The 24708-nt window shown below is 63.4% G+C and carries 21 protein-coding genes; 8 read left to right on the top strand and 13 right to left on the bottom strand.

Annotation, left to right across the window (positions count from 1 at the left end; translation table 11 throughout):
- Nucleotides 1-441: 441 nt before the first annotated feature.
- A complete protein-coding gene (locus QYQ99_RS19360; RefSeq protein WP_302089588.1) occupies nt 442-792 on the bottom strand; it encodes a hypothetical protein in 351 nt (116 codons plus the stop codon).
- Nucleotides 793-1065: 273 nt separating this feature from the next.
- Here QYQ99_RS19360 and QYQ99_RS19355 point away from each other — a divergent pair, with 273 nt between their 5' ends.
- A complete protein-coding gene (locus QYQ99_RS19355; RefSeq protein WP_302089587.1) occupies nt 1066-1920 on the top strand; it encodes a symmetrical bis(5'-nucleosyl)-tetraphosphatase in 855 nt (284 codons plus the stop codon).
- Between the two features lie 57 nt (nt 1921-1977).
- Here QYQ99_RS19355 and QYQ99_RS19350 read toward each other — a convergent pair whose 3' ends face one another.
- The 3 genes from QYQ99_RS19350 to QYQ99_RS19340 all read right to left on the bottom strand — a co-directional run bounded on the left by QYQ99_RS19350 (nt 1978) and on the right by QYQ99_RS19340 (nt 4956).
- On the bottom strand, nt 1978-3399 hold the full coding sequence (locus QYQ99_RS19350) for a DEAD/DEAH box helicase (RefSeq protein ID WP_302089586.1): 1422 nt from the start codon (nt 3397-3399) through the stop codon (nt 1978-1980).
- 211 nt (nt 3400-3610) lie between these two features.
- Complete coding sequence (gene ypfJ, locus QYQ99_RS19345) at nt 3611-4483, bottom strand: KPN_02809 family neutral zinc metallopeptidase (RefSeq protein ID WP_302089585.1); 873 nt, start codon at nt 4481-4483, stop codon at nt 3611-3613.
- Between the two features lie 143 nt (nt 4484-4626).
- On the bottom strand, nt 4627-4956 hold the full coding sequence (locus QYQ99_RS19340) for a hypothetical protein (RefSeq protein ID WP_302089584.1): 330 nt from the start codon (nt 4954-4956) through the stop codon (nt 4627-4629).
- Nucleotides 4957-5117: 161 nt separating this feature from the next.
- Between QYQ99_RS19340 and QYQ99_RS19335 the strand changes: the two genes are divergently transcribed.
- From QYQ99_RS19335 to nadB, 3 genes are all read left to right on the top strand, one after another.
- Nucleotides 5118-6077 carry a delta(1)-pyrroline-2-carboxylate reductase family protein gene (locus QYQ99_RS19335; RefSeq protein ID WP_302089583.1) on the top strand — a complete coding sequence of 320 codons (960 nt, stop codon included), beginning with the start codon at nt 5118-5120 and terminating at the stop codon, nt 6075-6077.
- A 204-nt stretch (nt 6078-6281) separates the two neighbouring features.
- Nucleotides 6282-7424: a quinolinate synthase NadA gene (nadA, locus tag QYQ99_RS19330; protein WP_409815928.1), complete on the top strand. Its 1143-nt coding sequence runs from the start codon at nt 6282-6284 to the stop codon at nt 7422-7424.
- Nucleotides 7425-7439: 15 nt separating this feature from the next.
- On the top strand, nt 7440-8966 hold the full coding sequence (gene nadB / locus QYQ99_RS19325; protein ID WP_302089581.1) for an L-aspartate oxidase: 1527 nt from the start codon (nt 7440-7442) through the stop codon (nt 8964-8966).
- Nucleotides 8967-9042: 76 nt separating this feature from the next.
- Here the strand turns inward: nadB and dcd are convergent, their stop codons facing one another.
- The 3 genes from dcd to QYQ99_RS19310 all read right to left on the bottom strand — a co-directional run bounded on the left by dcd (nt 9043) and on the right by QYQ99_RS19310 (nt 12101).
- Nucleotides 9043-9609, bottom strand: coding sequence for a dCTP deaminase (gene dcd, locus QYQ99_RS19320; RefSeq protein ID WP_003052512.1), 567 nt, complete (start codon nt 9607-9609; stop codon nt 9043-9045).
- 63 nt (nt 9610-9672) lie between these two features.
- On the bottom strand, nt 9673-10965 hold the full coding sequence (guaD, locus tag QYQ99_RS19315) for a guanine deaminase (RefSeq protein WP_302089580.1): 1293 nt from the start codon (nt 10963-10965) through the stop codon (nt 9673-9675).
- Between the two features lie 239 nt (nt 10966-11204).
- Complete coding sequence (locus tag QYQ99_RS19310) at nt 11205-12101, bottom strand: LysR family transcriptional regulator (protein WP_003073359.1); 897 nt, start codon at nt 12099-12101, stop codon at nt 11205-11207.
- Nucleotides 12102-12206: 105 nt separating this feature from the next.
- Between QYQ99_RS19310 and glaH the strand changes: the two genes are divergently transcribed.
- From glaH to QYQ99_RS19295, 3 genes are all read left to right on the top strand, one after another.
- Nucleotides 12207-13130, top strand: coding sequence for a glutarate dioxygenase GlaH (glaH, locus tag QYQ99_RS19305; RefSeq protein WP_302089579.1), 924 nt, complete (start codon nt 12207-12209; stop codon nt 13128-13130).
- A gap of 100 nt (nt 13131-13230) precedes the next feature.
- The gene (locus QYQ99_RS19300; RefSeq protein ID WP_302089578.1) at nt 13231-14472 is read left to right on the top strand and encodes an alpha-hydroxy acid oxidase; all 1242 of its coding nucleotides are present in this window, start codon (nt 13231-13233) and stop codon (nt 14470-14472) included.
- Between the two features lie 52 nt (nt 14473-14524).
- A complete protein-coding gene (locus QYQ99_RS19295; RefSeq protein WP_302089577.1) occupies nt 14525-14965 on the top strand; it encodes an HIT family protein in 441 nt (146 codons plus the stop codon).
- Nucleotides 14966-15035: 70 nt separating this feature from the next.
- Here QYQ99_RS19295 and QYQ99_RS19290 read toward each other — a convergent pair whose 3' ends face one another.
- From QYQ99_RS19290 to QYQ99_RS19280, 3 genes are read right to left on the bottom strand one after another with little or no spacing between them, the layout of a single operon-like run.
- Nucleotides 15036-16331: a cytochrome c gene (locus QYQ99_RS19290; RefSeq protein ID WP_302089576.1), complete on the bottom strand. Its 1296-nt coding sequence runs from the start codon at nt 16329-16331 to the stop codon at nt 15036-15038.
- Nucleotides 16324-16893, bottom strand: a complete 570-nt coding sequence (locus QYQ99_RS19285) for a (2Fe-2S)-binding protein (protein WP_302089575.1) — start codon at nt 16891-16893, stop codon at nt 16324-16326. Before QYQ99_RS19285 ends, QYQ99_RS19290 begins: the two co-directional genes overlap by 8 nt.
- Nucleotides 16893-19703, bottom strand: a complete 2811-nt coding sequence (locus tag QYQ99_RS19280; protein WP_302089574.1) for a xanthine dehydrogenase family protein molybdopterin-binding subunit — start codon at nt 19701-19703, stop codon at nt 16893-16895. Before QYQ99_RS19280 ends, QYQ99_RS19285 begins: the two co-directional genes overlap by 1 nt.
- 306 nt (nt 19704-20009) lie before the next feature.
- Between QYQ99_RS19280 and QYQ99_RS19275 the strand changes: the two genes are divergently transcribed.
- Nucleotides 20010-21041, top strand: coding sequence for a LacI family DNA-binding transcriptional regulator (locus tag QYQ99_RS19275; protein ID WP_302089573.1), 1032 nt, complete (start codon nt 20010-20012; stop codon nt 21039-21041).
- 86 nt (nt 21042-21127) lie between these two features.
- On the opposite strand, the gene QYQ99_RS19270 is transcribed toward QYQ99_RS19275, so the two are convergent.
- The 3 genes from QYQ99_RS19270 to QYQ99_RS19260 all read right to left on the bottom strand — a co-directional run bounded on the left by QYQ99_RS19270 (nt 21128) and on the right by QYQ99_RS19260 (nt 24675).
- A complete protein-coding gene (locus QYQ99_RS19270) occupies nt 21128-22174 on the bottom strand; it encodes an adenosine deaminase (RefSeq protein ID WP_302089572.1) in 1047 nt (348 codons plus the stop codon).
- A gap of 186 nt (nt 22175-22360) precedes the next feature.
- Nucleotides 22361-23335 (bottom strand): aromatic ring-hydroxylating dioxygenase subunit alpha, encoded by a 975-nt coding sequence (locus QYQ99_RS19265; protein ID WP_302089571.1) that lies wholly within the window; start codon nt 23333-23335, stop codon nt 22361-22363.
- A 182-nt stretch (nt 23336-23517) separates the two neighbouring features.
- Entirely contained in the window at nt 23518-24675 is a 1158-nt protein-coding gene (locus QYQ99_RS19260; protein ID WP_302089570.1) for a BMP family ABC transporter substrate-binding protein, read from the bottom strand.
- Between the last annotated feature and the right edge of the window lie 33 nt (nt 24676-24708).

The following is a 24708-nucleotide window of genomic DNA, read 5'->3' as shown; positions in this document are numbered from 1 at the left end:
AAGCCTCAGCCTCCTACACCTTCTCCAAGAAGCCAAGCGCTTGGGCACTGACTCAGAGCCCATCATGCGGCGTCGTGATGCTCTGCTCCGCCCCATATTCCTCGCCGACAAACACCCCCTACTTTGGCACGCAGCTTATCCAGCCACCTCATCTCGCACGAAGTTTCTGGAAAAAATTTCAAAGCCAGCGCTTGCTCTCACAGCAGGTCTGGTGATTTTTCACCGACTACCTGCCTCTTGGGCGCGCCGATGATGCCCTGCATCTCGTCCAGCGAGCCGCAGCATGCAGGAGCCAGGAATGTCTTCCCATCTCTCCATCCGGACAACCGCCAGGAAAAGGCCCGCAGGACCCGATGCATCGCCATTTCGCCTTCCGGTCAATACATATCGGCGTAAAAGCTATCAAATATGTCAAATAAATATCGTCTAAATGAAATACATTTATGCCGCCCGATGTTCATGTACCTCCATCAAGCCCGCCTGACGCCCCTGCTCCAAACCAGCTGCGGCTTCTTCCTTGGTCATTGCAGCACAGGCAAATTCACTAATTCGCAGCAAAGTCAATATGACATGCGTTGAAAATAACAACAAACGCACAAAGGACTTTGCGATAGACGCAACCCAGGCCATGAAGCGCCTTGCCATGCCGAAACCAGCTCTGGATAGGGCTGCCCGATACGCTTTTGAGCGAGCTCTCCAAAGATAATCGTTATAAATGCAATAGCAGTTACGGTGATAGTCGTTGCCGAAATGGTTGCTATCTTTTCCGATACTCCCGTAGATATCGAGCAAACGGACAATCCATCGCTGTTTGCGACCCCGCCCAAATACAGCTGAGCGCCCGCCGGAGGTAATCCAAGCTGCACGGAAGACAGAAACTGCGCGCACTCACAAGCGGCTCCAGCACCGCCTGCGCGTCCTTGCTCACAAGCTTTGCCAAAGCCGGCAGTCTTGCCCTGAAACCGCCAGGCCAATGCCAATTTCGACATGGCAAACACCCCCTTTGAGCAGTGTCGGCAATGCAAAAAGCAGAAAATCCCTGACTTGTCCATCAGAAAGAAGACCATGGCACTTTACTGTATCGGAGACATCCAGGGCTGCGATGACGCCTTCGAGCGCTTATTGCAAACCGTGGATTTTTCCGCAAGTCGGGACACACTTTACGTGCTCGGCGACCTTGTCAATCGCGGCCCCCAATCCGCCGAGGTATTGCGCCGCTGCATGCAGGCCGCTGATGCCATTCGCCCTTTGCTCGGCAATCACGACCTGCACCTGCTGGCTGCAGCCCGGGGCCTTCGCCGACAAAGCAAGCGCGACACTCTGGCCCAGGTTCTGAGCGCACCCGATTGCGATGCCCTGCTGCACTGGCTGCGCCAGCAGCCTCTGGCCCGGCTTCACACCAATGCATCGGGTGAGAACCTTCTCATGGTGCATGCAGGCGTGCTTCCTCAATGGAGCTTGCACGATGCGATCGCCTTGAGCGCCGAAGTTCAGGCCGTGCTCCAGCATGCCGACCATGCGCGCTTTTTGCACAATATGTACGGCAACCAGCCCGATCGCTGGTCCGCCGACCTGCAAGGCGATGACCGGCTGCGCTGCGTTGTCAACGCCTTTACCCGTCTGCGTTTTTGCAGTGCCGACGGCGTCATGGATTTTGAGAGTGCGGAATCCGCCGATCAGGCGCCCGAAGGGCTGATGCCCTGGTTCGATGTGCCGGGCCGACTCACTGCCGATACGCCCATGGCTTTTGGTCACTGGTCCACGCTGGGCCATATCAACCGGCCCGATCTGATGGCCATGGACACCGGCTGCGTCTGGGGCGGCTGCCTCAGCATGATGAGAATCGGAGAGCGCATGAACGAGCGAGAGCTGATACAGCAGCAATGCCCGCAGGCTCAGGTGCCTGGTGCCAAGGGATAGGGCAAAGAAAAAACGCCTGCATCCGGCAGGCGTTTTCCTGGGGCGATCACCCAGTGCTCAGGAGGCCACGACAGGCGCTCTGAACAAGGCAGCGACCTTGCGCTTGGGCTTGCTGCTCGCGCTCTTGACCGGGGCAACATGCGTGCTGTCCCAGGATGCAGTCTCGGCGGCGCTGCTAGCCTCATAGGGCCGCTCGAAGAACGGGTCCACATTGGCAGGACGCGGGGCCATGCGCGAAGGACGGTGCGCATAGCTACCACGGGGCGCGGCATCAAACTCGCGCTCACGCCGTGGACGGTACTCCTCCTCGCTGCGGCTGCGGCGTGGGGGACGCAAGTCCAGCATGGGCGCGGGTTCGACGTCGATCTTCTTCTTGATCAGCTTTTCAATATCGGCCACATTGCGGCTGTCATGATCGGTCACCAAGGTCACGGCCAGACCCGATGCGCCGGCGCGACCGGTACGGCCGATGCGGTGCACATAGTCTTCCGCATTGAAAGGCACGTCGTAGTTGAAGACTGCGGGCACATCCTTGATGTCCAGACCGCGCGCGGCCACATCGGTACAGACCAGCAGATCCACCTCACCGGCCTTGAAGGCTTCCAGTGCCTTCAGGCGCTCGTCCTGGCTCTTGTCGCCATGCAGTGCGGCGGCACGCAGACCGTCACGCTCCAGGGCACGCGTCAGTCGCGCACAGCCCAGCTTGCTGTTGGAGAAGATGAAGGCCTGGCGAATGTCGCGCTCCTTGAGCACGGAACGAATCGCGTAACGCTTGTCGTCATCCGTGACCTTGTAGAAGCGCTGCTCCACCGTGGAGGCCGTTTCGTTGGGGCGGGCCACCTCGATGGTCACCGGATCCTGCAGATAGCTGCCGGCCAGACGCTTGATCTCGGGCGAGAACGTGGCCGAGAACAGCAGCGTGGTGCGGCTCTTGGGCAGATGGGAGAGGATGCGCTGCAGATCGGGCAGAAAGCCGATATCCAGCATGCGGTCGGCCTCGTCCAGCACCACATATTCCACCTGATTGAGCACCACATTCTTGGCTTCGATGTGGTCCAGCAGACGGCCGGGCGTAGCCACCAGCACCTCGACGCCTTTTTTCAGCTCGAGGGTCTGGGGCTTCATGTCCATGCCGCCAAACACCACGGTGCTGCGCAGCTTGGTGTGCTTGGCGTACAGGGCAATCTGTTGTGCCACCTGATCGGCCAGCTCACGGGTTGGCAGCAGCACCAGGGCGCGCACCGGATGGCGGGCAGGCGATGCCGAAGCGTTTTCATGGCGCATCAGGCGTTGCAGCAGGGGCAGAGAGAAAGCCGCCGTCTTGCCAGTGCCGGTCTGGGCTGCGCCCATGACGTCCTTGCCGGTCAATACCACCGGAATGGCCTGCGCCTGAATCGGAGTCATGGACTCATAGCCCATGTCGGCCACTGCGCGTGCCAGGGGCTCAGCCAAGTGAAGATTGGAAAAAGAGCTTGTCATTGAGGACGTTATTGTCGCACCGAGTGGGTTTTTCGCGTTGGCTTTGTGATTTTCTTCAGACGCAAAGCCTTCGCCCCCTCTGTTTGCGGGCAAAAAAAGCCTTGCCAATATCCCGTGCAATCTATCGGGATAACCCGGATTTTCACATTCTGCAGCCCCAAAAACAAAGGCGTGTGACAGTGCACACGCCTGGTTCAGATCAGCTTGTGGCTCAAAGCGACTGAGCTGCGAAGGTGTCGCAGGCCTTGACGCTGCCGCTCTTGTAGCCCTGGGTGAACCAGCGCACACGCTGGGCGCTGGAGCCGTGGGTAAAGCTGTCGGGACGCACCGTGCCCGTGGCTTCACGCTGCAGCTTGTCGTCGCCGATCTGCTGCGCGGCATTCATCGCCGACTCGATATCGCCCTGCTCCAGCCAGCTCTTGGCCTGCTGCGACTTGTTGGCCCAAATGCCGGCCAGGCAGTCGGCCTGCAGCTCCAGGCGCACGGACATGGCATTTTGCTCGCGCTCGCTGACACGGCCCCGCATGCGGTCCACCTTGCCCGAGATGCCGAGCAGGTTCTGCACATGGTGGCCGACCTCGTGGGCCACCACATAGGCGCGAGCGAACTCACCGGGAGCGCCCAACTGGCGACTCATGGTGTTGAAGAAGTCCATGTCCAGATAGACCTTGTAGTCACCCGGGCAGTAGAACGGCCCCATGGCCGACTGTCCCGTGCCGCAGGCCGTGCGCGTCACGCCGGTGAACAGCACCAGCTTGGGGTTCTGATACTGAGCACCGCCTTCACGGAAGATCTGGGTCCAGACATCCTCGGTCGACGCCAGCACCGTGGAGACAAACTTGGCCCCCTGGTCATCGCCGGCCGGGCGATGCGCTGGAGCCTGCTGCACCTGGGGCGAGCCACCACCGGAGAGCACGCCAATCGTGGTCAGCGGGTTGATGCCGAACACGCCCCAGCCTATCAGCGCCAGCACCACGGTGCCTATGCCGATGCTGCGACCACCAATGGGGAAACCACCGCCACCACCACCGTCTCCACGGCGATCCTCGACGTTGTCCGACTCGCGGTTACCTTCCCATCTCATGGTGCTTACTCCTTTGCTGTATTGCACGCGGCCTGCGCCGGGTGGCGATATTAAGGGCTGCGGCTACGAGTGGAGGTATCAAGCTGTGCTTTTGCCACCTCTGTCAAGCTGCAACGCAGCATTGTTGACGTTTGGCCTGGTGTTCAGCGGCCGGCAGGCGTGGAGATCTGGCTCACGCCCGGCGTGCCAGGCGTGGACTGAGGCTGGTTGCGGGCCACCTGCTTCTCCACCACATCGACCATGCTCAGAAACAGAAAGGCCACTGCCAGCAGGCCCATCACCGCCAGGACGGCCGATGCCCAGAGCCTGGCCGAAGAGGATTTGCGCGGTGCTGCCGCCTGCTGCTGGGTCGGCTCATAACTCGCAGCCGAGCCGCCATCCCGCCAGACAGGCTCGACGTGACCACGGCTGGAAGGCGCTTGTGTCCAGGTAGGGTCCTTGCGTTGCCCGGAGCGGGGAGAAAAACCAAACATGTGTGCGACAGAATCGGTGAATAAGACAGTGGCTATTGTGCGCGCTGCCAGCCTTCGCCAAAAGCGTTCGTGCTGCGACACTCTGTCGGTCAACATCGCGCTGGGCTTGCAATTCTGTAAGCTCAGAGGCCTGTCCCCCGCCCCCCATACGACTACTGCCCATGAATGCCCAGACCCCGCCTTCGACAGCGTCTCTGAACGCCCGCGCCACTGCCGCACTGCTGCCATGGACCGACCTGGCCGATGAGATCGAAGCACTTTTGCGCCAGCTGCAAAACAGTGGCAGTGTCTCGGTTCCGCCACGCATCGTCATGCCCACCGCTTCCGGCAATTGCCTGTTCTGCATGCCGGCCACCGATGGCCAGGTAGTCATGACCAAGCTCATCAGCTTCACGCCAGGCAATGCCCAGGTGGGCAGACCTACCATTCAGGGCGATATCGTGGTTTTTGATGCATCAACAGGAGTGCGTCAGCTGATTCTGGACGGCCCCACCGTCACGGCCAGACGCACCGCAGCCGTATCGCTGCTGGCAGCGCGCCGCCTGGCCCCCAAGCCCCAAGGCCCGCTGCTCATCGTCGGTGCCGGCGTGCAGGGCAGCGCCCATCTGCAGGCTTTTGCCCAGGGGCTTGGCACGCAGGAGGTCTGGATTCACTCGCGCAGCGCCAGCAGCGCGCAGCGGCTTGCAGACCAGGCCCGCGACCTGGGTCTGCATGCGCGCATCGCCGACGACTTGGAGGAAGCCGCCCGGCACTGCCCGCTGATTGTGACCTGCACGCCCGCGCAGGCCGTGGTGCTGCATGAGGCGGCAAGACCCGATGCCTTTGTCTGCGCGGTCGGTGCCTTCACGCCGCAAATGGTGGAGCTGGCTCCCGAGTTGTGCCGGCGCTTTCTGCACCAGGGCCAGATCGTCGTGGACACCGCCGATGCCGCACACGAGGCCGGCGACCTGTTGCAGGCCGGCATCGAGGTCAACACCCTGCCCACGCTGGCCACCGCGGTGCAACAGGACTGGTCTCGCTCCACGAAGCCTGTGCTCTTCAAATCCTGTGGCTGGGGCGGCTGGGATCTGGCCGCCACCCGCCTGGCACTGCGCCAGCACCTGCTCAGGCAGCCCGCCTGAACATCCTCCATTTGCTCATTTTTCAGAAGCATCAAGTCATTGATGAATAAGCGATCCATCCATTTCCTGGATTGCTTTACCGAGCACCGACTGCGCTGAAAAGCGACGCCATCCGACCTAATTTGTCTCCCTGGTGACAAATTCAGAAAAAACGGCTTTAATAATACTCAGATTGAGTATAAGTATTTAACAGCACAACTCAGGATGGAGACGATGACGATCAGAACCGTGGAATTCGACCAGCCCGCACCGGGCATCAGCACCCAGTGCAGCACAGGCCAGGCCTGGGCCAGGGTGCTGCCGCAGCAGGACAGACAGCAGCAACGCGAGACGGCACAGCGCATCAAGGCTCTACTCAAGGAGCGCAATGCCGTCATGGTTGCCCACTACTATGTGGACGGTGCGCTGCAGGATCTGGCACGCGATACCGGCGGCTGCGTGGGCGACTCGCTGGAGATGGCGCGCTTTGGTGCCAACCATCCCGCCAAGACCCTGATCGTGGCCGGCGTACGCTTCATGGGCGAGACCGCCAAGATCCTGAGCCCCGACAAGACCGTGCTCATGCCCGACGGCGATGCCACCTGCTCGCTGGACCTGGGCTGCCCGGCCGATGAATTCAGCCAGTTCTGCGATGCTCACCCCGACCGCACCGTGGTCGTCTATGCCAACACCAGCGCCGCCGTGAAAGCCCGGGCCGACTGGGTGGTCACCTCTTCGGTAGGGCAGGACATCGTGGCCGCCCTGCACGCACGCGGCGAGAAAATCCTTTGGGCGCCCGACCGCCATCTGGGCAGCCATATCCAGCAGCAGACCGGCGCCGACATGCTGCTGTGGCAGGGCAGTTGCGTGGTACACGACGAATTCAAGGCCGACGAGCTGCAAGCCCTGGCCAACGCCCACCCCGGGGCCGCGATTCTGGTTCACCCCGAATCGCCGGCCGCAGTCACGGCACTGGCGGATGTGGTGGGCTCCACCACCCAGCTCATTGCCGCTGTGGGCAAGCTGCCCACGGACACCTTTATCGTCGCCACCGACCAGGGCATTCTTCACGACATGCGCCAGCGCTATCCGGGCAAGCACTTTCTGGCTGCCCCGACGGCTGGCACGGGCGGCAGCTGCAAAAGCTGTGCCTTCTGCCCCTGGATGGCCATGAACAGCCTGCCGGGCGTGGAGCGCGCCCTGCTGCAACGCAGCGGTGCCATCGAGCTTGATGCGACGCTGGGCCTGGCCGCCCGCAGGCCCATACAGCGCATGCTGGATTTTGCCGCTGCCCAGCGCCAGCCGGTACGCGCAAGCGGCGAGCTGGAACGCGACGCGGCTCTGTTCCAGAACTTCGGTCCGGCCTGAGCGAGGACAAGCACCATGCCCCAATCCCCGACTGACTGCGATGTGCTCATCATCGGCTGCGGACTGGCCGGCCTGACGCTGGCGCTCAGCCTGCCCAGCAGGCTGCGCATCACCGTGCTCAGCAAAAGCAGTGCCGACGAATGCGCCAGCGCCTGGGCCCAAGGCGGCGTTGCCGCCGTGCTGGATCCCGGCGACAGCCTGCAAGCCCATGTGCAGGACACGCTGATCGCCGGTGCCAGCCTCTGCGACGAAGCTGCCGTGCGCCGCATCCTGGAGCAAGGCCCCCAGGCGATCGCCTGGCTGCAGGCCCAGGGCGTTCCCTTCAGCACCCATGCCGACGGCAGCCTGCACCTGACGCGCGAAGGCGGCCACAGCGCGCGGCGCATTGTGCATGCGGCCGACCGCACCGGGCAGGCCGTGCACCAGACCTTGCTGCAGGCCTGCCGGCGTCTGAAGCACATCACCTTGCTGCAGCATTGCACCGCCATGGAGCTGCTGCAGGACGTGCAGCAGCGCTGCGTGGGCGCCAGCGTGCGCAATGCCGATGGCCAGCAGCAAAATATGCTGGCCAGTCATACCGTGCTGGCCACAGGCGGCATGGGCCAGATCTACCCCAGCACCACCAATCCGGCCACGGCAACCGGCGACGGCATTGCCATGGCCTGGCGTGCGGGCTGTGTCGTGCGCGACCTGGAGTTCATGCAGTTCCACCCCACGGCCTTGCAGGTGGGCGGCCGGTCCGTGGGCCTGGTCTCGGAAGCGCTGCGCGGCGAAGGAGCCCTGCTGTGCCTGCCGGACCGGCAAGGCCGGCCCGGCGAGCGCTTCATGCTGCGCCACGACCCGCGAGCCGAGCTGGCACCGCGCGACATCGTGGCCCGCGCCATCGATGGCGAGATGCGGGCCCACCAGCTGCCCCATGTGCTGCTGGACATCACACACCGCAGCCGCGACTGGCTGGAGCAGCATTTCCCCGGCGTCATGGCACTGTGCGCAGCGCACGGCATAGACATTGCCACCCAGCCCATTCCTGTCGCGCCCTGCGCCCACTATGCCTGCGGCGGCGTGCAGGCCCATGTGGACGGTCGCACCGCCGTGGCCGGGCTGTGGGCGATTGGCGAGGTGGCCCGCACCGGCCTGCATGGTGCCAACCGCCTGGCCAGCAATTCGCTGCTGGAGTGCGTGGTCATGGCCAGGTCTGCCGCGCTGCGCATGGCCGAGCAGCCCCTGCACAAGCCCGCGGCCATTCAAGGCAGGCAGCGCAAGCCCGGCAAGAGCCTGAGCGCTGAGAGCCAGCAGGAGATGCGGCAGTCGCTGCAGCAGCTCATGCTGCACAACGTGGGCATTGTGCGCAGCAACCACAGCCTGATTGCGGCGGCCAAGCAACTGGTGCTGTGGCGTGCTCAATGGCGCGGGGCCGACCCCGCCTTGCGCAACCAGCTGGCGCTGTGCAGCCTGATGGTGGACGCGGCGCTGCAGCGCCATGTCAGCGTGGGCGCGCACTGCAATCTGGACTGCCCGGCGCTTGAGGCGGCAGCGGCCTGATCGCGTCCGGCAGCCTCCCAGGAAAGCAAAAAGCCCGCTGTATCCGCAGCGGGCTTTTTTGGCGAGGCAACAGGCTTCAGGCCTTGGGCAGCGTCACGCCATGCTGGCCCTGGTACTTGCCGTTGCGGTCCTTGTAGCTGACTTCGCATTGCTCGTCGCCCTGGAAGAACAGCACCTGGGCACAGCCTTCGCCCGCATAGATCTTGGCCGGCAACGGCGTGGTGTTGGAGAACTCCAGCGTCACATAGCCCTCCCACTCGGGCTCGAAGGGCGTCACGTTGACGATGATGCCGCAGCGCGCATAAGTACTCTTGCCCAGGCAGACGGTCAGCACGTCGCGGGGAATGCGGAAGTACTCCACCGTGCGGGCCAGTGCAAAGCTGTTGGGCGGGATGATGCAGTAGTCGCCCTCGAAGTCGACAAAGCTCTTCTCGTCAAAATTCTTGGGGTCCACCACCGTGCTGTGGATATTTGTGAAGACCTTGAATTCGCGGGCGCAACGGATGTCGTAGCCATAGCTCGAAGTGCCGTAGCTGATGATCTTCTTGCCGTCGACCTGGCGCACCTGGCCAGGCTCGAAAGGCTCGATCATGCCGTGCTGCTCCGCCATCTGACGGATCCATTTGTCGCTCTTGATGCTCATTAGAAGTCCTGTATCGCTTGATTTTTCATAGCGTTGTGCGCTCACAAATCAAGCGCAAGACCGCTATTTTGCTTGAGAAACAATGGTTTGCTCAATCAGGCGGTCATCCCCGAGGATGATCATGGCAAACAGCAGCTCGTCCAGATTGCGCGCCTGGGCCGTCTTGCGCGCCAGCAGTGGCGTGCAGCCGGGGTTGATGACGACCAGGTCGGCCTCGCAGCCAGGCTGCAGATTGCCGATCACGCCCTGCAGGCCCAGCGCCCGTGCAGCGCCTGCCGTGTGCTGCCACCACAGGTTTTGCGGCGACAGGCTCTGGCCCTGCTTGGCATGGCTCTCGCGCCCCACCACATAGGCGGCCTGCATGGTGCGAAACGGCGAAAAGCTCATACCGCCGCCCACATCGCTGGCCAGGCCGTAGAGCATGCCGGCCTGGTCGGCCTTGAGGTAGTCGAAATAGCCACTGGCCAGAAACTGGTTGCTGGTCGGGCTGATGGCCGCCGCCGAGCGTGTGTCATGCATGAGCTGGCGGTCGGTTTCATCGAGCCAGATGCTGTGCGCATAGACGGCGCGCTCGCGCATCAGACCGAAGTCGTCGTAGACGGCCAGATAGCTGCGCGCGGCGGGGAACAGCTCCTTGACCCAGGCAATCTCGTCCAGGTTCTCGGCCACATGGGACTGAATCCAGACATCGCCGTACCTGGCCGCCAGCTCGCCCGCACCGCGCAGCTGCGCTTCGGTGCTGGTGGGCGCAAAGCGCGGTGTGATCGCATAGCCCAGGCGGTCCACGCCATGCCAGCGCTGGATCAGCGTTTCGGTGTCGATCAGGCTTTGCTCGGTCTCGTCGCGCACGCCGTCGGGGCTGTTGCGGTCCTGCAGCACCTTGCCGGCAATCATGCGCATGCTGCGCTTTTGCGCGGCCGTCATGATGGCATCCACTGATGTCGGATGCGAGGTTGCAAAGGCCAGCGCCGTGGTCACGCCGTTGCGCAGCAGCTCGTTCATGAAGAAATCGGCCACGCCATCGGCATATTCGCGATCGTGGAAGCACGACTCGTGCGGGAAAGTGTAGTTCTCCAGCCAGGGCAGCAGACCAGGGGCCGGCGCGCCGATCACATCGGTCTGCGGGTAGTGGATGTGCAGGTCGACAAAGCCCGGCGCCAGCAGCTTGCCGGGCAGGTGAATGACTTGCACGCCTTCGCGCTCAAGATACTGCTGGGCCAGCGCCTGCCAACTGCCCGCAGCCACCACGCGCTGCACGCCCGCAGCATCGGGAGCAATCGCCAGCAAGGCGTCGGAGTCATAAACCGCTTGGCCGTCATCGGCGAAGCGCAGCAGGGCACTACGATAGATTTTCATGGACCAGAGCTTACGCGCCCGATCTTGCATGCGGAACACGGCAGCGCTTATAGAGGCTATATGGCTGCGCACAGGCCAGCGCTCGCGCTATCAATAACAAAGCTGTTTACGCTTACCACGCCTCAATTTCAATGCCTTTTATATCTGAAATCCAATATAAATAAGCGCTATAAGCTATTATTTTAGATAACTCAAAAAGTCTGAACCCGAAGCTTCCCCCCTTGCCCGCAGCCGCGTGGCTACGCGGCGCAGCTTCTGGCCACGGCCAGAAAGGCGCGCACCGCAGGCGAGTTCTCGCGCTCGCGGTAGGCCAGCGCCATGTGCACGCTTTCCTTGAAGTCGCGCAGCGGCCTGAAGGCCACGCCCGGCTGATTGAGCAGCCGATTCGACTCGGGCAGCACCACAATGCCGTAGCCAGCAGCAGCCAGGCTGGTCGCCGTGACGAAGTCGTTGACGCGATAGGCCTCGCGTGCCGAAAACCCGGCCGTCTCGGCCAGCCGCGCCAGCACCTCGGCAAAGCCTTCGCTTTCGTTGATGAACTGCGGCGCAATAAAGGTCTGGCCGCGCAGATCGGCCACGCTGATGGATTCATGGCGTGCCAGCGGGTGGTTCTCGGCCAGCGCCACCATGAAGGGCTCGCTGTGCACGATGACCGCCTTGACCCCCTCGGGGTAGCGACGGCGCGGGCGCAGCAGACCGGCATCGATCTCGCCCTGCTGCAGCGCCTGCAACTGGCGCGGCGTCTCCATGGCCAGCACCTGCATGTGCACCTGCTCATGGCCGGGGCGGAACTGCGTGAGCATGCGCGCCAGCACACCCGAAGTCACGGACGAGGAGATATAGCCCAGCTTGACATGGCCGCTCATGCCCTGGGCCGCCAGCTGCCCGATCTGCTGGGCCCGCTCCATATGGCGCAGCACGGCCACGGCTTCGTCATAAAGCAGCTCCCCCGCATCGGTCAGCGTGATGGGCTTGCGCTTGTTGCGCTGCAACAGGCGCACGCCCAGTTGCTGCTCCAGCTGCTGCACCTGCACGCTGACGGCGGACTGGGCCACGCCCAGCTTGTCGGCGGCGCGAGAGAAATGCAGCTCCTGGGCCACGGTGACAAAGTGCTCGAGTTGGCGGTAGCTGAGCATGGTTTTTAATCTGAAATTCTTATCAAAAAATGCATTTAACCCCGTAGATCGTATCAAACAAGAAGTGTTCAATCACACCATTCCTGATTGAAGTACCCACCCACCATGAACGCTACGACCCCCCAGCAACTGATTCAGCCTGCCGCCTACGAGATCAGCACCCATCCCGAGCATCCTCGTTTGCTGAAACTGACGCTGAACCCCGAAGCCCTGAACGCCTTCCTGGCCGATGTGCACGATATCGACGTGCAAAACCTCGAATACGTGCCCTTCATGCGCTTTCACCTGGCGCGCCGCCTGAAGGCCCATCTGGGAGCCGACTTTGGCCAGACGCTGGTGAACATCATCAAGGACCGCAGGCATGGCGGCTTTGTGCTGGGTCTGGAAGGCGTGAGCCAGGACAGCGATGACTACGTGAAGTTCGGCACCGCCATCGGCCACATCCTGGGCCCGGCCAACCACGACTCCATGTCCAACAAGTACTACGCACGTTTCCTGGTCAAGCACACCGATGCCAGCGACTCCTATCTGCGCCAGGCTTACCGTCTGTTCACCATGCACACCGACGGCACCTTCGTGACCGAGGCCACCGACTGGCTGCTGATGATGAAGTTCGACGAGCAAAACGCCGTGGGCGGCGAGTCGCGCTTCCTGCACCTGGACGACTGGAGCGAGCTGGACCGCTTCGTGCAAGACCCGCTGGGCGCCAGGCCCCTGCTGTACAAGGCTCCGGGCTCCAAGAACGTGAACGAGCGCGTCGAGCGCCCCGTGTTCTTCCACGGCGAGTTCGGCCTGTCGATCTCCTTCATCGACCAGTTCGTGCAGCCTGCCAACGACGCCGAAGCCGAATATCTGCAGAACCTGTCGGAATCGATGGAGAATTCGTCCGGCACCCGCACCGTCAGCCTGCCCGCCGGCGACCTGGTGGTTCTGAACAACTACTTCTATGTGCACGGCCGCGCACCGTTCGAGCGCAACGAGCAACTGCACCGCGAGCTGATGCGTCAGCGCGGTACATTCGCTCAGTAAACCTTGAACACCTGATGTTTCTGTCACGCCCCCGTGCACCGCAAGTGTGTGGGGGCGTAGCCAGTCAAACCCCTGAATTTCGCCCCCGAGGCGCCCTACCATGGCATCGTCACAAGCCCCTGCTGCAAACGCAGCCTCCGCCCCCAAGGCGCAAGCCGCCTACGGCCAACGCGCGGGGCTTCCCCGTCATCTTCAGAACATCTTGTCGCTGCATGACTTCGAGGCCGCAGCGCGCAAGCACCTGCCCCGCCCGCTTTACGGCTATGTCTCCGGCGCGGCCGAAGACTGCGTCTCGCTGCAGGCCAACCGTGACAGCTTCCAGCAATACGGCTTCAGCTCCAGGGTCATGGTGGACGTGTCCAAGCGCAACCAGAAGGTCGAGCTGTTCGGCCAGACCTGGGACTCGCCGTTTGGCGTGGCCCCGGTGGGCATCAGCGCCATCTCGGCCTATCGCGGCGATCTGGTGCTGGCGCAGACGGCGGCTGCCAACCGCATTCCCGCCATCATGAGCGGCACCTCCCTGATCCCCATGGAAGAAGTGGCCAAGGCGGCACCGTCGACCTGGTTCCAGGCCTATCTGCCCGGGGACACCACGCGCATCGACGGCCTGATCGAGCGCATCGAAGCCGCAGGCTTCGGCACCCTTGTCATCACCGTGGACATCCCCGTCTGGGCCAACCGCGAGAACAATGTGCGCACCGGTTTCTCGATGCCTCTGCGCCCCTCGCTGCGTCTGGCTTATGACGGCATCACCCGTCCGCGCTGGATGGTGGGCACCATGCTGCGCACCCTGATCAACCACGGCATGCCGCACTTCGAGAACTCGTTTGCCACGCGCGGCGCGCCTTTGCTGTCGGGCACCGCCATCCGCGACACCACGGGCCGCGACCACCTGAACTGGAAGAACATCGAACGCATTCGCCAGCGCTGGAAGGGCAACCTCATCATCAAGGGCATCCTCAACGAAGACGATGCCGTGATGGCCGCCGATATCGGCGCGCAAGGCATCGTGGTCTCCAACCACGGCGGCCGCCAGCTCGATGGCGTGGTTGCGCCGCTGCAGATGCTGCCCCATGTGGTGGACCGCGTGGGCCACCGCACGGCCGTGATGATGGACAGCGGCATACGCCGCGGCAGCGATGTGCTCAAGGCCGTGGCGCTGGGCGCGCGCATGGTGTTTCTGGGCCGCCCCTTCATGTACGCCGCCGCAGTCGGCGGTGCGCAGGGCGTTCATCACGCCATCACCTTGCTGCGTGACGAGGTGGACCGCAATATGGCCATGCTGGGCGCGACCTCCATGGCCGAGATCACCAAGGACTGCCTGCGTGCGACAAGGACCTGAAACCGCTGTGCCTCTAAGATAGGACGCTTGAACCATAAAAAAGGAGAGCGTCATGCCCATGTTTGTAGACCACTCGCCCCCTGGCGAGTGCATTTTCTGCAAGCTCGTCAAAGGGGAGATTCCATCGGCCAAGGTCTATGAGGACGATCTGACCATTGCCTTCATGGACATCGGTCAGGCCACGCGAGGCCATGTGCTGGTTGCCAGCAAGCGCCATGCCGTCAATCTGCTGGAGCTGACGCCCGAGGAAGCCGGCGCTGTGATGCAGACGGCCCAGCGCGTGGCGGCGGCGGTGAACAAGGCCTTCGATCCCGACGGCATCAACATCTTCCAGGCCAACGGCGCGCCGGCAGGGCAGACGGTGTTTCACTTTCACCTGCATGTGCTGCCGCGCTTCGAGGACGACGGCCTGTCCGTGGTCTGGCAGCGCGCGGAGCCGGGCTTTGCCGTGCTGGGCGAGCTGGCCGAGAAGATCAGGGCCGAGCTGTCCTAAGCCGTATGGCTATATAAAAAGAGCTGGCAGAGCTTGTCGCGCTGCCAGCTCTTTTTATTGAAACCCCTGCTCAATGGGTTCCGGCGGTCTTGATGGCATCGGCGACTTGCGCCGGCGTCACATCGCCCTTCTGGCGACCCCAGCGCAGGCGCATGTAGTTCACCAGATCGGCCATGTCTTCGTGGCTGAGCTGATCGGCAAAACCGGGCATGGCCTGCATGCGCTCGCCATGGCCAAGATCACGCTCGGGCAGGCCTTCGCGAATCACGCGCACCAGATTCAGCGGCGTGGGGAACATGGCCGTGGTGTTGGTATCGAGGCGCAGCGAGGAATGCGGCTGGCCCTGGCCATCGACGCCATGGCAGCCTGCGCACAGACCGATGTAGACACGCTCGCCATTGGCCGAGATCCGGGTTTCGGGCGCTTCGGTGGCTGGCCTGGGCTCGGGCTTTTCACCCTGCATCAGATAGGCGGCCATGGCCTTGAGGTCGGCCTCCTCCATATGCGCACTCGAATGCTGCAGCACGGGGAACATGCCCATGGTCATCACGCCCTGGGGCGAGAGGCCGGTGCGCAGAAACTGCAGCAGATCCCGCTCGCTCCAGCCGCGCTCGGCCATGGCCTTGGGGCGCAGGTCGGGGGCGTAGGCGCCTTCGATCACATTGCCCGCCAGCGACTGCTTGAGATCCATGGCAAAGCTGCTGGTGCGCGGCGTATGGCATTCGCCGCAGTGGCCCAGAGTGTTGACCAGATAGGCACCACGCTCCAGATCGTTGTTCGCCGCCGGGGCGGGTTCACCGGCGGGACGCTCCAGCGCATTCCACAGCGCCAGACCCGGGCGAATGCTGAACGGGAAGTGCATCTCAGGCTGGCGATTGGCGACTTCCACGGCCGGTTGGGCCTGCAGCCAGACCCACAGCGCATCGACATCGGCGCGCGTGATGTCGTGGTAGCTGGCGTAAGGCATGGCGGGATAGAGATTCTTGCGCCCCGGTGCCATGCCGCGCGCCACGGCGCGGTACAGATCGTCGGCCGACCACCGGCCTATGCCATGCTCCTTGGAGGGCGAAATGTTCGTCCCGTACAGCGTGCCCATGGGCGTGACCATGGCCATGCCTCCGGCCAGCTCGGCGCCCGTGGTGGGCGAGCTGTGGCAGGCCGCGCAGTCGGCCGCGCGAAACACCTGCAGGCCGCGATCGAACAGCTTCTGCTTTTGCTCGGCACTGATATTGGCAAAGTCCACCGTGGCAGGCGGCACGCTGCCGCTTGCGCTGCCCGCGATATACATGCCGCCCAGCACCACCACGGCTGCGGCGGCAATGCCTGCGGCGATCTTGGTGAACTTGCTGCGTTGGGATTTATCCATGACGGCTGACCTCCCGCGTGCGCTGGCCCGTGGTCAGGCCCGGCGTGGCCAGAATCAGGTCGCGCACGGCGTGGTAGTAGCGCACATAGCCGGTGCAGCGGCAGATATGCTTGTCCAGTGCAGCTTCCACGGCTTCTTCGACGGCGTTGGCATCCACGGGCCTGGCATGCAGCTGCTCCATCAGCACCGTGGCCGAGTTCACAAAGCCCGGCGTGCAATAGCCGCACTGGAACGAGAAATGCTCCAGAAACGCCTTTTGCACGGCAGAAGCCGTGGTCTGGCCTTGCTCATCAACGCGGGCCGCGCCTTCGATGGTGCGCATGCTTTTGCCGTTGAGCCAGGCCACGCCGGTCACGCAGGCGGGCACGGTGTGCGGGCCCTTGCCGGGCTCGTCCACGATGATGGTGCAGGCGCGGCACACGCCCTGGCCGCAGCCAAGGCGGGTGCCGTTCATGCCCGCATATTCCTGCAGGAACTCGATCATCATCAGGTCCTTGGGCAGCGCATGCGGGCCGGTCTTTTGACCGTTGATGGTGGCGGAAAACTGGATACGTTGCTGCATCACAATGCCTTCTTGATTCGCTCCGCGCTCAGCGGCAGTTGATAGAAGCGCTTGCCGGTGGCGTGCGCCACGGCATTGGCGCAGGCAGCGACGACGGGAATCATCACCACTTCGGCCATGCCCTTGGGCGGGTCGGTGCGCGAGACCGGAGGCAGCACATGGCCCTCGGCCGTCCACACGGCCAGCTCGCTGGCGCGCGGCAGGTGGTAGCGGTTGAAGTTCCAGCTGCCGTTGCCGGGGCCGCTCGGCCCCAGAGGCAGCTCTTCATACAGCGCGTGACCGATACCCATGGCCACGCCGCCCTGCAACTGGCCAGAGACCAGCTCCGGCACGATTTGCGAGCCGCATTCCAGCCAGGTCTTGTGCCCCAGCAAGCTCACCTTGCCGCTACCCGTGGATACGGCCAGCTCCACCAGCGTGGCGCAAGGCGCGTAGTACACGGCGCCCGCCGCCAGGCGGTGCACCGGCGGATAGCTGACCTTGACGCGCGGCTGAAAAGCATAGCCGGCGCTGTCCATCGCGGCCTTTTGGGCGGCATCGGCACCATGGCCAAAGCGAACGGACAGCGCATCGATCTCGGCAGCAAAGTGCTTGCCGCCCAGCTCGAACTCGGCACTGGCCCAGGAGCGGCGATTGAAGGTGTGGACGCAGACACCGGTGACCAGACCCAGCTCATGGGCGCGTGCGGCCAGACGCTCCAGCGTCAAGGGCTCCATGGCGCCTGCCACCAGCTTGCCGTCCTTCCACTCGGCCTCATCGAGCGAGACCGGCATGCCCTGCAGCGGCCCGCCAAACGGATTGCCCCAGATGGACAGGGCGGCCGGCCACAGACCATGGGCCAGCAGCAGCTTGGCCGCCTGGCGCGTGGTGTGGGTGAAGTAGTAGGCCGAGTTGGAAGCCGACTGCGGCGAGGTGAAGCTGGGCACCCAATAAGGGTCCTGCGACTGGCGATCCTCATCGGCCTGGGGTGTGGAGTTGGGCTGCTCCTGCGTGTGCACGGGCATCTCGGGCCATTTCTGCGCCGCGAACTCCACCTCGTCCACGGGGCGGCCGAGAAAAGGCTCTGCCGCCAGCATCTGCGCCGTGGTGGTGCCGGTGCCGATTTCTGCCGTGATGTGCTTCATCTTGAGCTTGCCCTCGGGCGATAGCTCGATCAATGCCAGCGCGGCTTCGCCGGCCGTACCAAAGCTTTTTTGCACCGAGGCAAAACCCACGCCGTAGCGCATGCCGGGGTTGGCGGCCTCGTACTCGGCCTTGCGTTGGGCACGGTTCACCCACACCGGCTCCTTGGCGGCCAGGGCCAGAATCTCGCCGATGCGCAGCTGGCCCGCCGGCACAGCGCCCTGGGTATTGCGCATGCCCGTGCGCAGCATATTCTTCTGACGCAGGGCGATGGCGTCCATGCCGATCTGCTCGGCAATTTCATCGACCAGCATCTCGGTCGGGGCCATGGACTGCAGCGTGCCGTAGCCGCGCACCGATCCCGCCGTGACCTCGCTGCTGGGGAAGACGGCCACCGACAGATCGCTCTTGGGAAAGTAGTACACCGATTGCGAAGACGCGACACCGAGCGTGCCCACCGAAGGGCTGAAGTTCATGGTGCCGCCGCCGTCGCCGCGCATGTCCACCGAAAAGGCCTGGAACTGTCCCTCGGCATCCACGGCAATCGTGGTCTTGAGATCGAAGGGGTGACGCTTGAGCGCAAACTGGAAATGCTGCCAGCGGTCCAGCGCCAGCCGCACCGCTCGACCTTGCGCATACAGCGCCGCCAGACCCACGTAGAACGGGAAGGAGTGGTGCTCCTTCTGCCCGTAGCCCACGGTGTAGGCGCTCAGATAATCCATTTCCTTGAGCGCAAAACGGCTGGCCTTGACCATGCCGACCACATGGCCCGCCGTGGCGTAAGGCGCCTGGGTGGCGCCCACCATATGCATCACGCCCCTGCCCTCCTCATACCAGGCCAGGCCGTTTTCAGGCTCCAGCGCGGCAGGCTCCATGGACTGGCTGCGGTAGTCACGCGAAAAGACCCTGGTGCCCTCGGGCGGCTGCTTGAGCCCTTGCTGGATCTGGGCCGAGTACTGCATGGCCTTGCCATGCTTGGCATCGTCCACCGAGGGCCATTGCAGCTCGGGGCCGCTCAGCTGCGGGCGCACGATGCCGTGGTACAGCGGCGCGTACAGATCGGGCTCGTCATGCCTGTCGGCTCCCATGCGCACATAGCGCGCGGCCACATAGGGCTTGCGCCCTGGCGGCGTGGCGGCTGCGCCCCACTGGAAGATGCCCTCGTTGAAGCGCAGCAGGCGCACGGCTTCGCGGTAGCGCTCGTAGTCGTGCCAGATGCCCAGGGCCACGGGCTGGCCCAGCATGTGCGAGACCTGGCCCTTGGGCAAGAAGTAGCTGCCGTAAAAACCGGGCTCGGGCATGTGCACGCCGTCGGCAGCGGCACGCTCGGCATCCACCAGCACGTCGGGGGCAAAGTCCTTGCCCAGCACGGACAGGTCCAGACCTTCGTAGATACGGTCGGCACGCGGAACCATGATCAACAGTGCATGGGACTGCTTGTCGGGCCAGCCCGCCATGTCGCGCGCGCGCAGATCGATGGCAAACAGCTTCTGGCCCGTGACCTTGGCCATGCCGTCGCGGCGGTAGCGCAGCCGGCCGCCGTCCATCCAGCCAGCGTCCTGAGCGCTTGCCGGCTCGACCATCTGCGCCAGCGCCTGCTCCAGCGGGCGCACTGCGGCAAGCACCCCCAGGGCGGCTGCGGCCTTCAAAAAGCTGCGCCGGCTCAAATCCGATTTGGGCACATTCATTCTCCAGTGAGCAAACCGAAGCCGCGGCAGGCCAGCACCCCGGTCGCAATTGACTCGCAGCGCTACCCGACAACCGGGGCAGCGCTCGGATATCTGCACGTCGGCCGGCACTGCGGCCAGCCGGCAAGGCGATATCGTTTCCAAAAAGAAAATCGATTTGGTACTTGTGTTACATCAATCTCATTTACGAATAATTGATGCAATTCCAAATTAACCAAATCGATTTGGGCAAAGTAAAGTATACAAAAACTTCTGCAATGCCTGACGTGCGCTCTGCAATGACCGCCCGCACTCTTGAGGAATTCCATGGCCGACACGCCCAGCCAACGCATCACCATCTCCGACGTGGCCCGCGAGGCCGGTGTCTCGCGCACCACGGTCTCGCACGCGCTCAATGGTCGCGGTCAGGTCGACCCGGCCACACGCCTGAAGGTGGAGGAAGCTGCGCGCAGCCTTGGCTACCGGCCCAATCGCCATGCGCAGCGCCTGCGCACCGGCGGCGCCAGCATGATTGCGCTGATGTCGTCCATGCCGTTCACGGTCTCGGGCGGACCGTCGCGATTGGGTTTTTTCATGGAAGTGGCGGCTGTTGCGGCCTCATCGGCACTTGAGCGCGGTCTGGTCATGGCGCTGGTTCCGCCCCACAAGCCCGGCCAGACTTCGCTGAACCTGCTCGATATCGACGGAGCACTGGTCATAGAGCCGCAGGCCGGCGACCCCCAGCTGGCAGAGCTGCTTCAGCAGGGCCTGCCCGTGGTGTCAATCGGCCGCCCGGGCGGCGACCATGTCAACGTGCCCTATGTCGATCTGCTGTCGGGTCCCGCCACGCAGATGCTGCTCACGCATATGCTGGCGGCCGGAGCCCGGCAGATTGGGCTGGTGGTCGGAGCTTCAGAGCGCACTTCCTACAGTCAGGCCGAGCAGGCTTATGCAGCCATGGCAGCCGGACATGGCATGCGGCCTGTGGTGTTGCGCATGGACGAGGCCGAAGGCGAGGACGGCGGCCATGCCGCAGCCCAGCAGTTGCTCAGCGAGCACCCCAAGCTCGATGCCCTGCTGGTCATGGTCGATGCCTTTGCCGTGGGCGCGGCCCGCTACGCCCAGCAGGCAGGCCTGCGCATTCCCGAAGATCTGATGCTGGCCACGCGCTACGATGGCCTGCGTGCGCGCAGCTGCGAGCCGCCGCTGACGGCACTGGACCTGCATCTGGAAGACATCGCCCAGCAGGCGGTCGACCTGCTGTTCGAGCATCTGCGCGGCGACACCAGGCGGCGCGTGGCCACCGGACCTTTGCCGGCCCTGGCACTGCGCCGTTCCACACAAAGAAAGCCCGGCTGAATCGCTTCAACCGGGCTTTCAATCGCTGGCCCCCAGGCTATAGGCGCTTGTGAAGACGGCCGCTGCGCCGCTCCGAACTCACTTCGTCAAGCGGCGCCATATTCCCGAAACACTTCATCGAGGCGCGCAATCCATTCCTGCTTCTGCACCTCGCTGGCAAAGCTCGCTTCCAGGCTGTTGCGCGCCAGCTGGTAGGCCTCGGGCGCGCCCATGCCCGTGGCGGCAAAGAGCTGGGTGTAGTTCTCGTTGACATAGCCGCCGAAATAGGCCGGGTCGTCCGAGTTGATCATGACCTTGAGTCCGGCCGCCAGAAGGCGCGGCAAATTGTGATCGGCCAGGTCCTTGATCACGCAGAGCTTGAGATTGGACAGCGGGCAGACCGTCAGCGGTATCTGTTCCTTGACCAGCCTGTGCATCAGTTGCGCATCCTGCTCGGACTGCACGCCATGGTCGATGCGCTCCACGTTCAGCACATCCAGTGCGCCCCAGATATAGGCGGGCGGCCCCTCCTCCCCGGCGTGGGCCACCAGGCGCAGGCCCAGCTGCTTGCAACGGGCAAACACGCGGGCGAACTTCTCGGGCGGATTGCCCAGCTCGCTGCTGTCCAGCCCCACGCCGATAAAGCGATCACGCAGCGGCAGCGCGGCCTCCAGCGTCTGCAAGGCGCTTTCCTCGCTCAGGTGGCGCAGAAAGCTCAGGATCAGCGAGGAGGAAATGCCCTGCTCGATCTGTGCGTCGCGGCAGGCCCGGTACAGACCGTTGATGACGGTCTCCATCGCCACGCCCCGTTCGGTGTGGGTCTGCGGGTCAAAGAAGATTTCCGTGTGCACCACATTGTCGGCCACGGCACGATCCAGATAGGCGCGCGCCATGTCGTAGAAATCCTGCTCATGCAGCAGCACGCTGGCGCCCGCGTAATAGATGTCCAGAAAGCTCTGCAGATCTGTAAAGGCATAGGCCGCGCGCAGCGCCTCGACGCTGTCATAGGCCAGGGGTATCTGGTTGCGCTGCGCCAGCGCAAAAATCAGTTCGGGCTCCAGCGAACCCTCGATATGCATATGCAGCTCGGCCTTGGGCATCGCGCGCAGCAGCTGTGGCAGACGGGAAACATCTACGGCAGGCACGTTGTTCATCTTTATTCTCCTTGGCGCTACGCGCCGATCAATCTCTAGCCTATCAAACCGGCACCGCTCAAGCCATATGGCCAGCCCCGACAGGTCTGCGACTTCGGCCTTGCCGCCGCAAGCCCGTGGCTCAGCCTCCCGGCGAGCCGCATGGACGCCCGGCCGGGGCAGGCAGCAAAGCCTCTCAGGCCTGTCTCAGCAGGTTCCGAAGGCGATCGCCTGAGCCTTCAGGAAACGGCGATAGGCCGAGGACATGCGGTCGGCCCCCGAGTGCATTTCTGCGCGCGGATCCAGCGGCAGGGCCTTGGGCAGCTGCGACTCCAGCACCGGCTGGTCCTGCACAAAGATGGTGTGCTGGAAGGTCTGCAACTGCTCATCGGTCGACTCGAAGTCCGCGACCGCCAGACGGAACCAGACGCGGCTGGTTTCGGGAGTGACAGGGCAGATGAACAGGCCGATCTGCTCGCGCCAGCCCTGTTTGGAAGTGCCCTCTTCGGGAATCTTGGTCAGCACGGCAGTGTAGGCAGCGGTCACCTCGTAGGTGTACTCCACCTCGGCCGCCTGGGTGGAGTGCAGATTGGACTGGGGCTGCACGGCCTTGCAGCCTGTCGCCAGCACGCCGGTGGAGGTGCTCTCCACCTTGTAGGTGGCAATGGCCGTGGCGTCACGGCTGCCCAGCCAGCCTTCGTGCACAAAGCCGAAGTGGGACATGTCGAGGAAGTTCTCGATGATGCGCGGCGCACTGGCCGCCACATCGTAAGGCCCGCAGTTCACCTTGCGCAGATGCTCGTCCGTCTCTGCCGCGAACACCGGCAACTGGCTGTCGGAAGACTCCAGGCGCACCCAGATCAGTCCAAAGGCTTCCTGCACCTCGAAAGCCTGTACGCGCTGCGATGCGGGGGGAGTGAAATCGGGCACGGCTGGCACTTTCACGCATTGGCCACCCGAGGAGAATTGCCAGCCGTGATAGGGGCATTCCAGATGCCCGTTCTCCACACGTCCCATGGAAAGGCGTGCACCGCGATGCGGGCAGCGATCCACAAAGGACTGAACCAGTCCCTCGGCATTGCGCCACAGCACCAGCGGCTGTTCCAGCAGCAGCACGGAAAACGGCGCGCTCACCACATCGCAGGATTGGGCAACAGGATGCCAGAGGGTACGTTCAGTCATGGGGATACTCGTCATTATCGAAATACAAAGGGCCGCTCAACGGCGGCCCTGTCGCTGCAAGTCGTGTCTTCACGACTGCTAACAGCCAACACTACCCGGCAAACCCCGGGGTCTGCCTTGAAGACATGCGCCACAGGCCGCAACCGATGCGGCGAGGCGGCGCAATGCCCGAGCAGCAGTGCTTACTTGGCGTCGCCACCTGGCACTTTGCCTTCCACGCCCTTGACGTAGAAATTGATGCCTCTGAGGAAGCCGTCATCGGCAACCTTGTCGGCAGCGATCAGCTCCTTGCCGTCCTGGCCGGTGATAGGGCCCTTCCAGATGGTGAATGTACCTTCCTTCAGTCCCTTTTTCACGTCCTCAACCTTTGCCTTGAGATCTGCAGGAATGTCGTCAGCCAGTGACACGATGTCGATCACGCCCTCCTTGACGCCCCACCAGGTCTGACGGCTGCTCCACTTTCCTTCCAGCGCGCTGCGGGTGGAATCGATGTAGTAAGGCGCCCAGTTGATGATGGATGAGCCCAGGTGAGCCTTGGGACCGTAGGCCGTCATGTCCGAATCCCAGCCGAAGGCACGCTTGCCCTTTTCCTCGGCCGTCTTCAGCACCGCAGGCGAATCGGTGTTCTGGAACAGGATGTCGGCGCCGCCATTGATCAGGCTGGTCGCAGCTTCAGTCTCCTTGGGAGGGCTGAACCATTCGTTGACCCAGACCACCTTGGTCTTGATCTTGGGATTCACGGACTGGGCGCCCAGGGTGAAGCTGTTGATATTGCGAATCACTTCGGGAATCGGCACAGAGCCCACCACGCCCAGGGTGTTGGACTTGGTCATGCCGCCGGCAATGATGCCGGCCAGATAGGCACCTTCATAAGTGCGGCTGTCATAGGTGCTGACATTGGCAGCGGTCTTGTAGCCGGTGGCGTGCTCCCACTTCACGTCGGCGAATTCGGGGGCCAGTTTCTGGATCACGTCCATATAGCCGAAGGTGGTGCCGAACACCAGCTTGTTGCCCTGCGAAGCCATGTCGCGCAGCACGCGCTCGGCATCGGCGCCTTCGGGCACGCTCTCCACATAGCTGGTCTTGATCTTGTCACCGAACTCTTTTTCCAGGGCTTTGCGGGCCTGGTCGTGGGCAAAGGACCAGCCACCGTCGCCCACCGGGCCGACATAAGCAAAAGCAATCTTCAGGGGCTCCGGAGCAGCGGCGGCAGGAGCAGCAGCGGGGGCTGCTGCCGGCGCAGCTGCTTCTTCCTTCTTGCCGCAGCCCACGAGAGCGGCCGAGGCAATAGCCGTCAGTGCGGCGACCTTGATCAATGAACGCTTGTGCAAATCAGTCATTAAGTTTTCCTTGGAACAAAGAGTGAGGTTTGA

The organism is Comamonas testosteroni, assembly GCF_030505195.1.
GTDB lineage: Bacteria > Pseudomonadota > Gammaproteobacteria > Burkholderiales > Burkholderiaceae_C > Comamonas > Comamonas testosteroni_G.
Note: the sequence above shows the minus strand (reverse complement) of the source record. Positions and strands in the feature narration are given on the sequence as shown.

Excerpts from the sequence above, each read along its gene's own strand:
- QYQ99_RS19355 (WP_302089587.1), top strand. The coding sequence starts at position 1,066 with ATGGCACTTTACTGTATCGGAGACATCCAGGGCTGCGATGACGCCTTC.
- QYQ99_RS19350 (WP_302089586.1), bottom strand. The coding sequence starts at position 3,399 with ATGACAAGCTCTTTTTCCAATCTTCACTTGGCTGAGCCCCTGGCACGC.
- ypfJ (WP_302089585.1), bottom strand. The coding sequence starts at position 4,483 with ATGAGATGGGAAGGTAACCGCGAGTCGGACAACGTCGAGGATCGCCGT.
- QYQ99_RS19340 (WP_302089584.1), bottom strand. The coding sequence starts at position 4,956 with ATGTTTGGTTTTTCTCCCCGCTCCGGGCAACGCAAGGACCCTACCTGG.
- QYQ99_RS19335 (WP_302089583.1), top strand. The coding sequence starts at position 5,118 with ATGAATGCCCAGACCCCGCCTTCGACAGCGTCTCTGAACGCCCGCGCC.
- nadA (WP_409815928.1), top strand. The coding sequence starts at position 6,282 with ATGGAGACGATGACGATCAGAACCGTGGAATTCGACCAGCCCGCACCG.
- nadB (WP_302089581.1), top strand. The coding sequence starts at position 7,440 with ATGCCCCAATCCCCGACTGACTGCGATGTGCTCATCATCGGCTGCGGA.
- dcd (WP_003052512.1), bottom strand. The coding sequence starts at position 9,609 with ATGAGCATCAAGAGCGACAAATGGATCCGTCAGATGGCGGAGCAGCAC.
- guaD (WP_302089580.1), bottom strand. The coding sequence starts at position 10,965 with ATGAAAATCTATCGTAGTGCCCTGCTGCGCTTCGCCGATGACGGCCAA.
- QYQ99_RS19310 (WP_003073359.1), bottom strand. The coding sequence starts at position 12,101 with ATGCTCAGCTACCGCCAACTCGAGCACTTTGTCACCGTGGCCCAGGAG.
- glaH (WP_302089579.1), top strand. The coding sequence starts at position 12,207 with ATGAACGCTACGACCCCCCAGCAACTGATTCAGCCTGCCGCCTACGAG.
- QYQ99_RS19300 (WP_302089578.1), top strand. The coding sequence starts at position 13,231 with ATGGCATCGTCACAAGCCCCTGCTGCAAACGCAGCCTCCGCCCCCAAG.
- QYQ99_RS19295 (WP_302089577.1), top strand. The coding sequence starts at position 14,525 with ATGCCCATGTTTGTAGACCACTCGCCCCCTGGCGAGTGCATTTTCTGC.
- QYQ99_RS19290 (WP_302089576.1), bottom strand. The coding sequence starts at position 16,331 with ATGGATAAATCCCAACGCAGCAAGTTCACCAAGATCGCCGCAGGCATT.
- QYQ99_RS19285 (WP_302089575.1), bottom strand. The coding sequence starts at position 16,893 with ATGCAGCAACGTATCCAGTTTTCCGCCACCATCAACGGTCAAAAGACC.
- QYQ99_RS19280 (WP_302089574.1), bottom strand. The coding sequence starts at position 19,703 with ATGAATGTGCCCAAATCGGATTTGAGCCGGCGCAGCTTTTTGAAGGCC.
- QYQ99_RS19275 (WP_302089573.1), top strand. The coding sequence starts at position 20,010 with ATGGCCGACACGCCCAGCCAACGCATCACCATCTCCGACGTGGCCCGC.
- QYQ99_RS19270 (WP_302089572.1), bottom strand. The coding sequence starts at position 22,174 with ATGAACAACGTGCCTGCCGTAGATGTTTCCCGTCTGCCACAGCTGCTG.
- QYQ99_RS19265 (WP_302089571.1), bottom strand. The coding sequence starts at position 23,335 with ATGACTGAACGTACCCTCTGGCATCCTGTTGCCCAATCCTGCGATGTG.
- QYQ99_RS19260 (WP_302089570.1), bottom strand. The coding sequence starts at position 24,675 with ATGACTGATTTGCACAAGCGTTCATTGATCAAGGTCGCCGCACTGACG.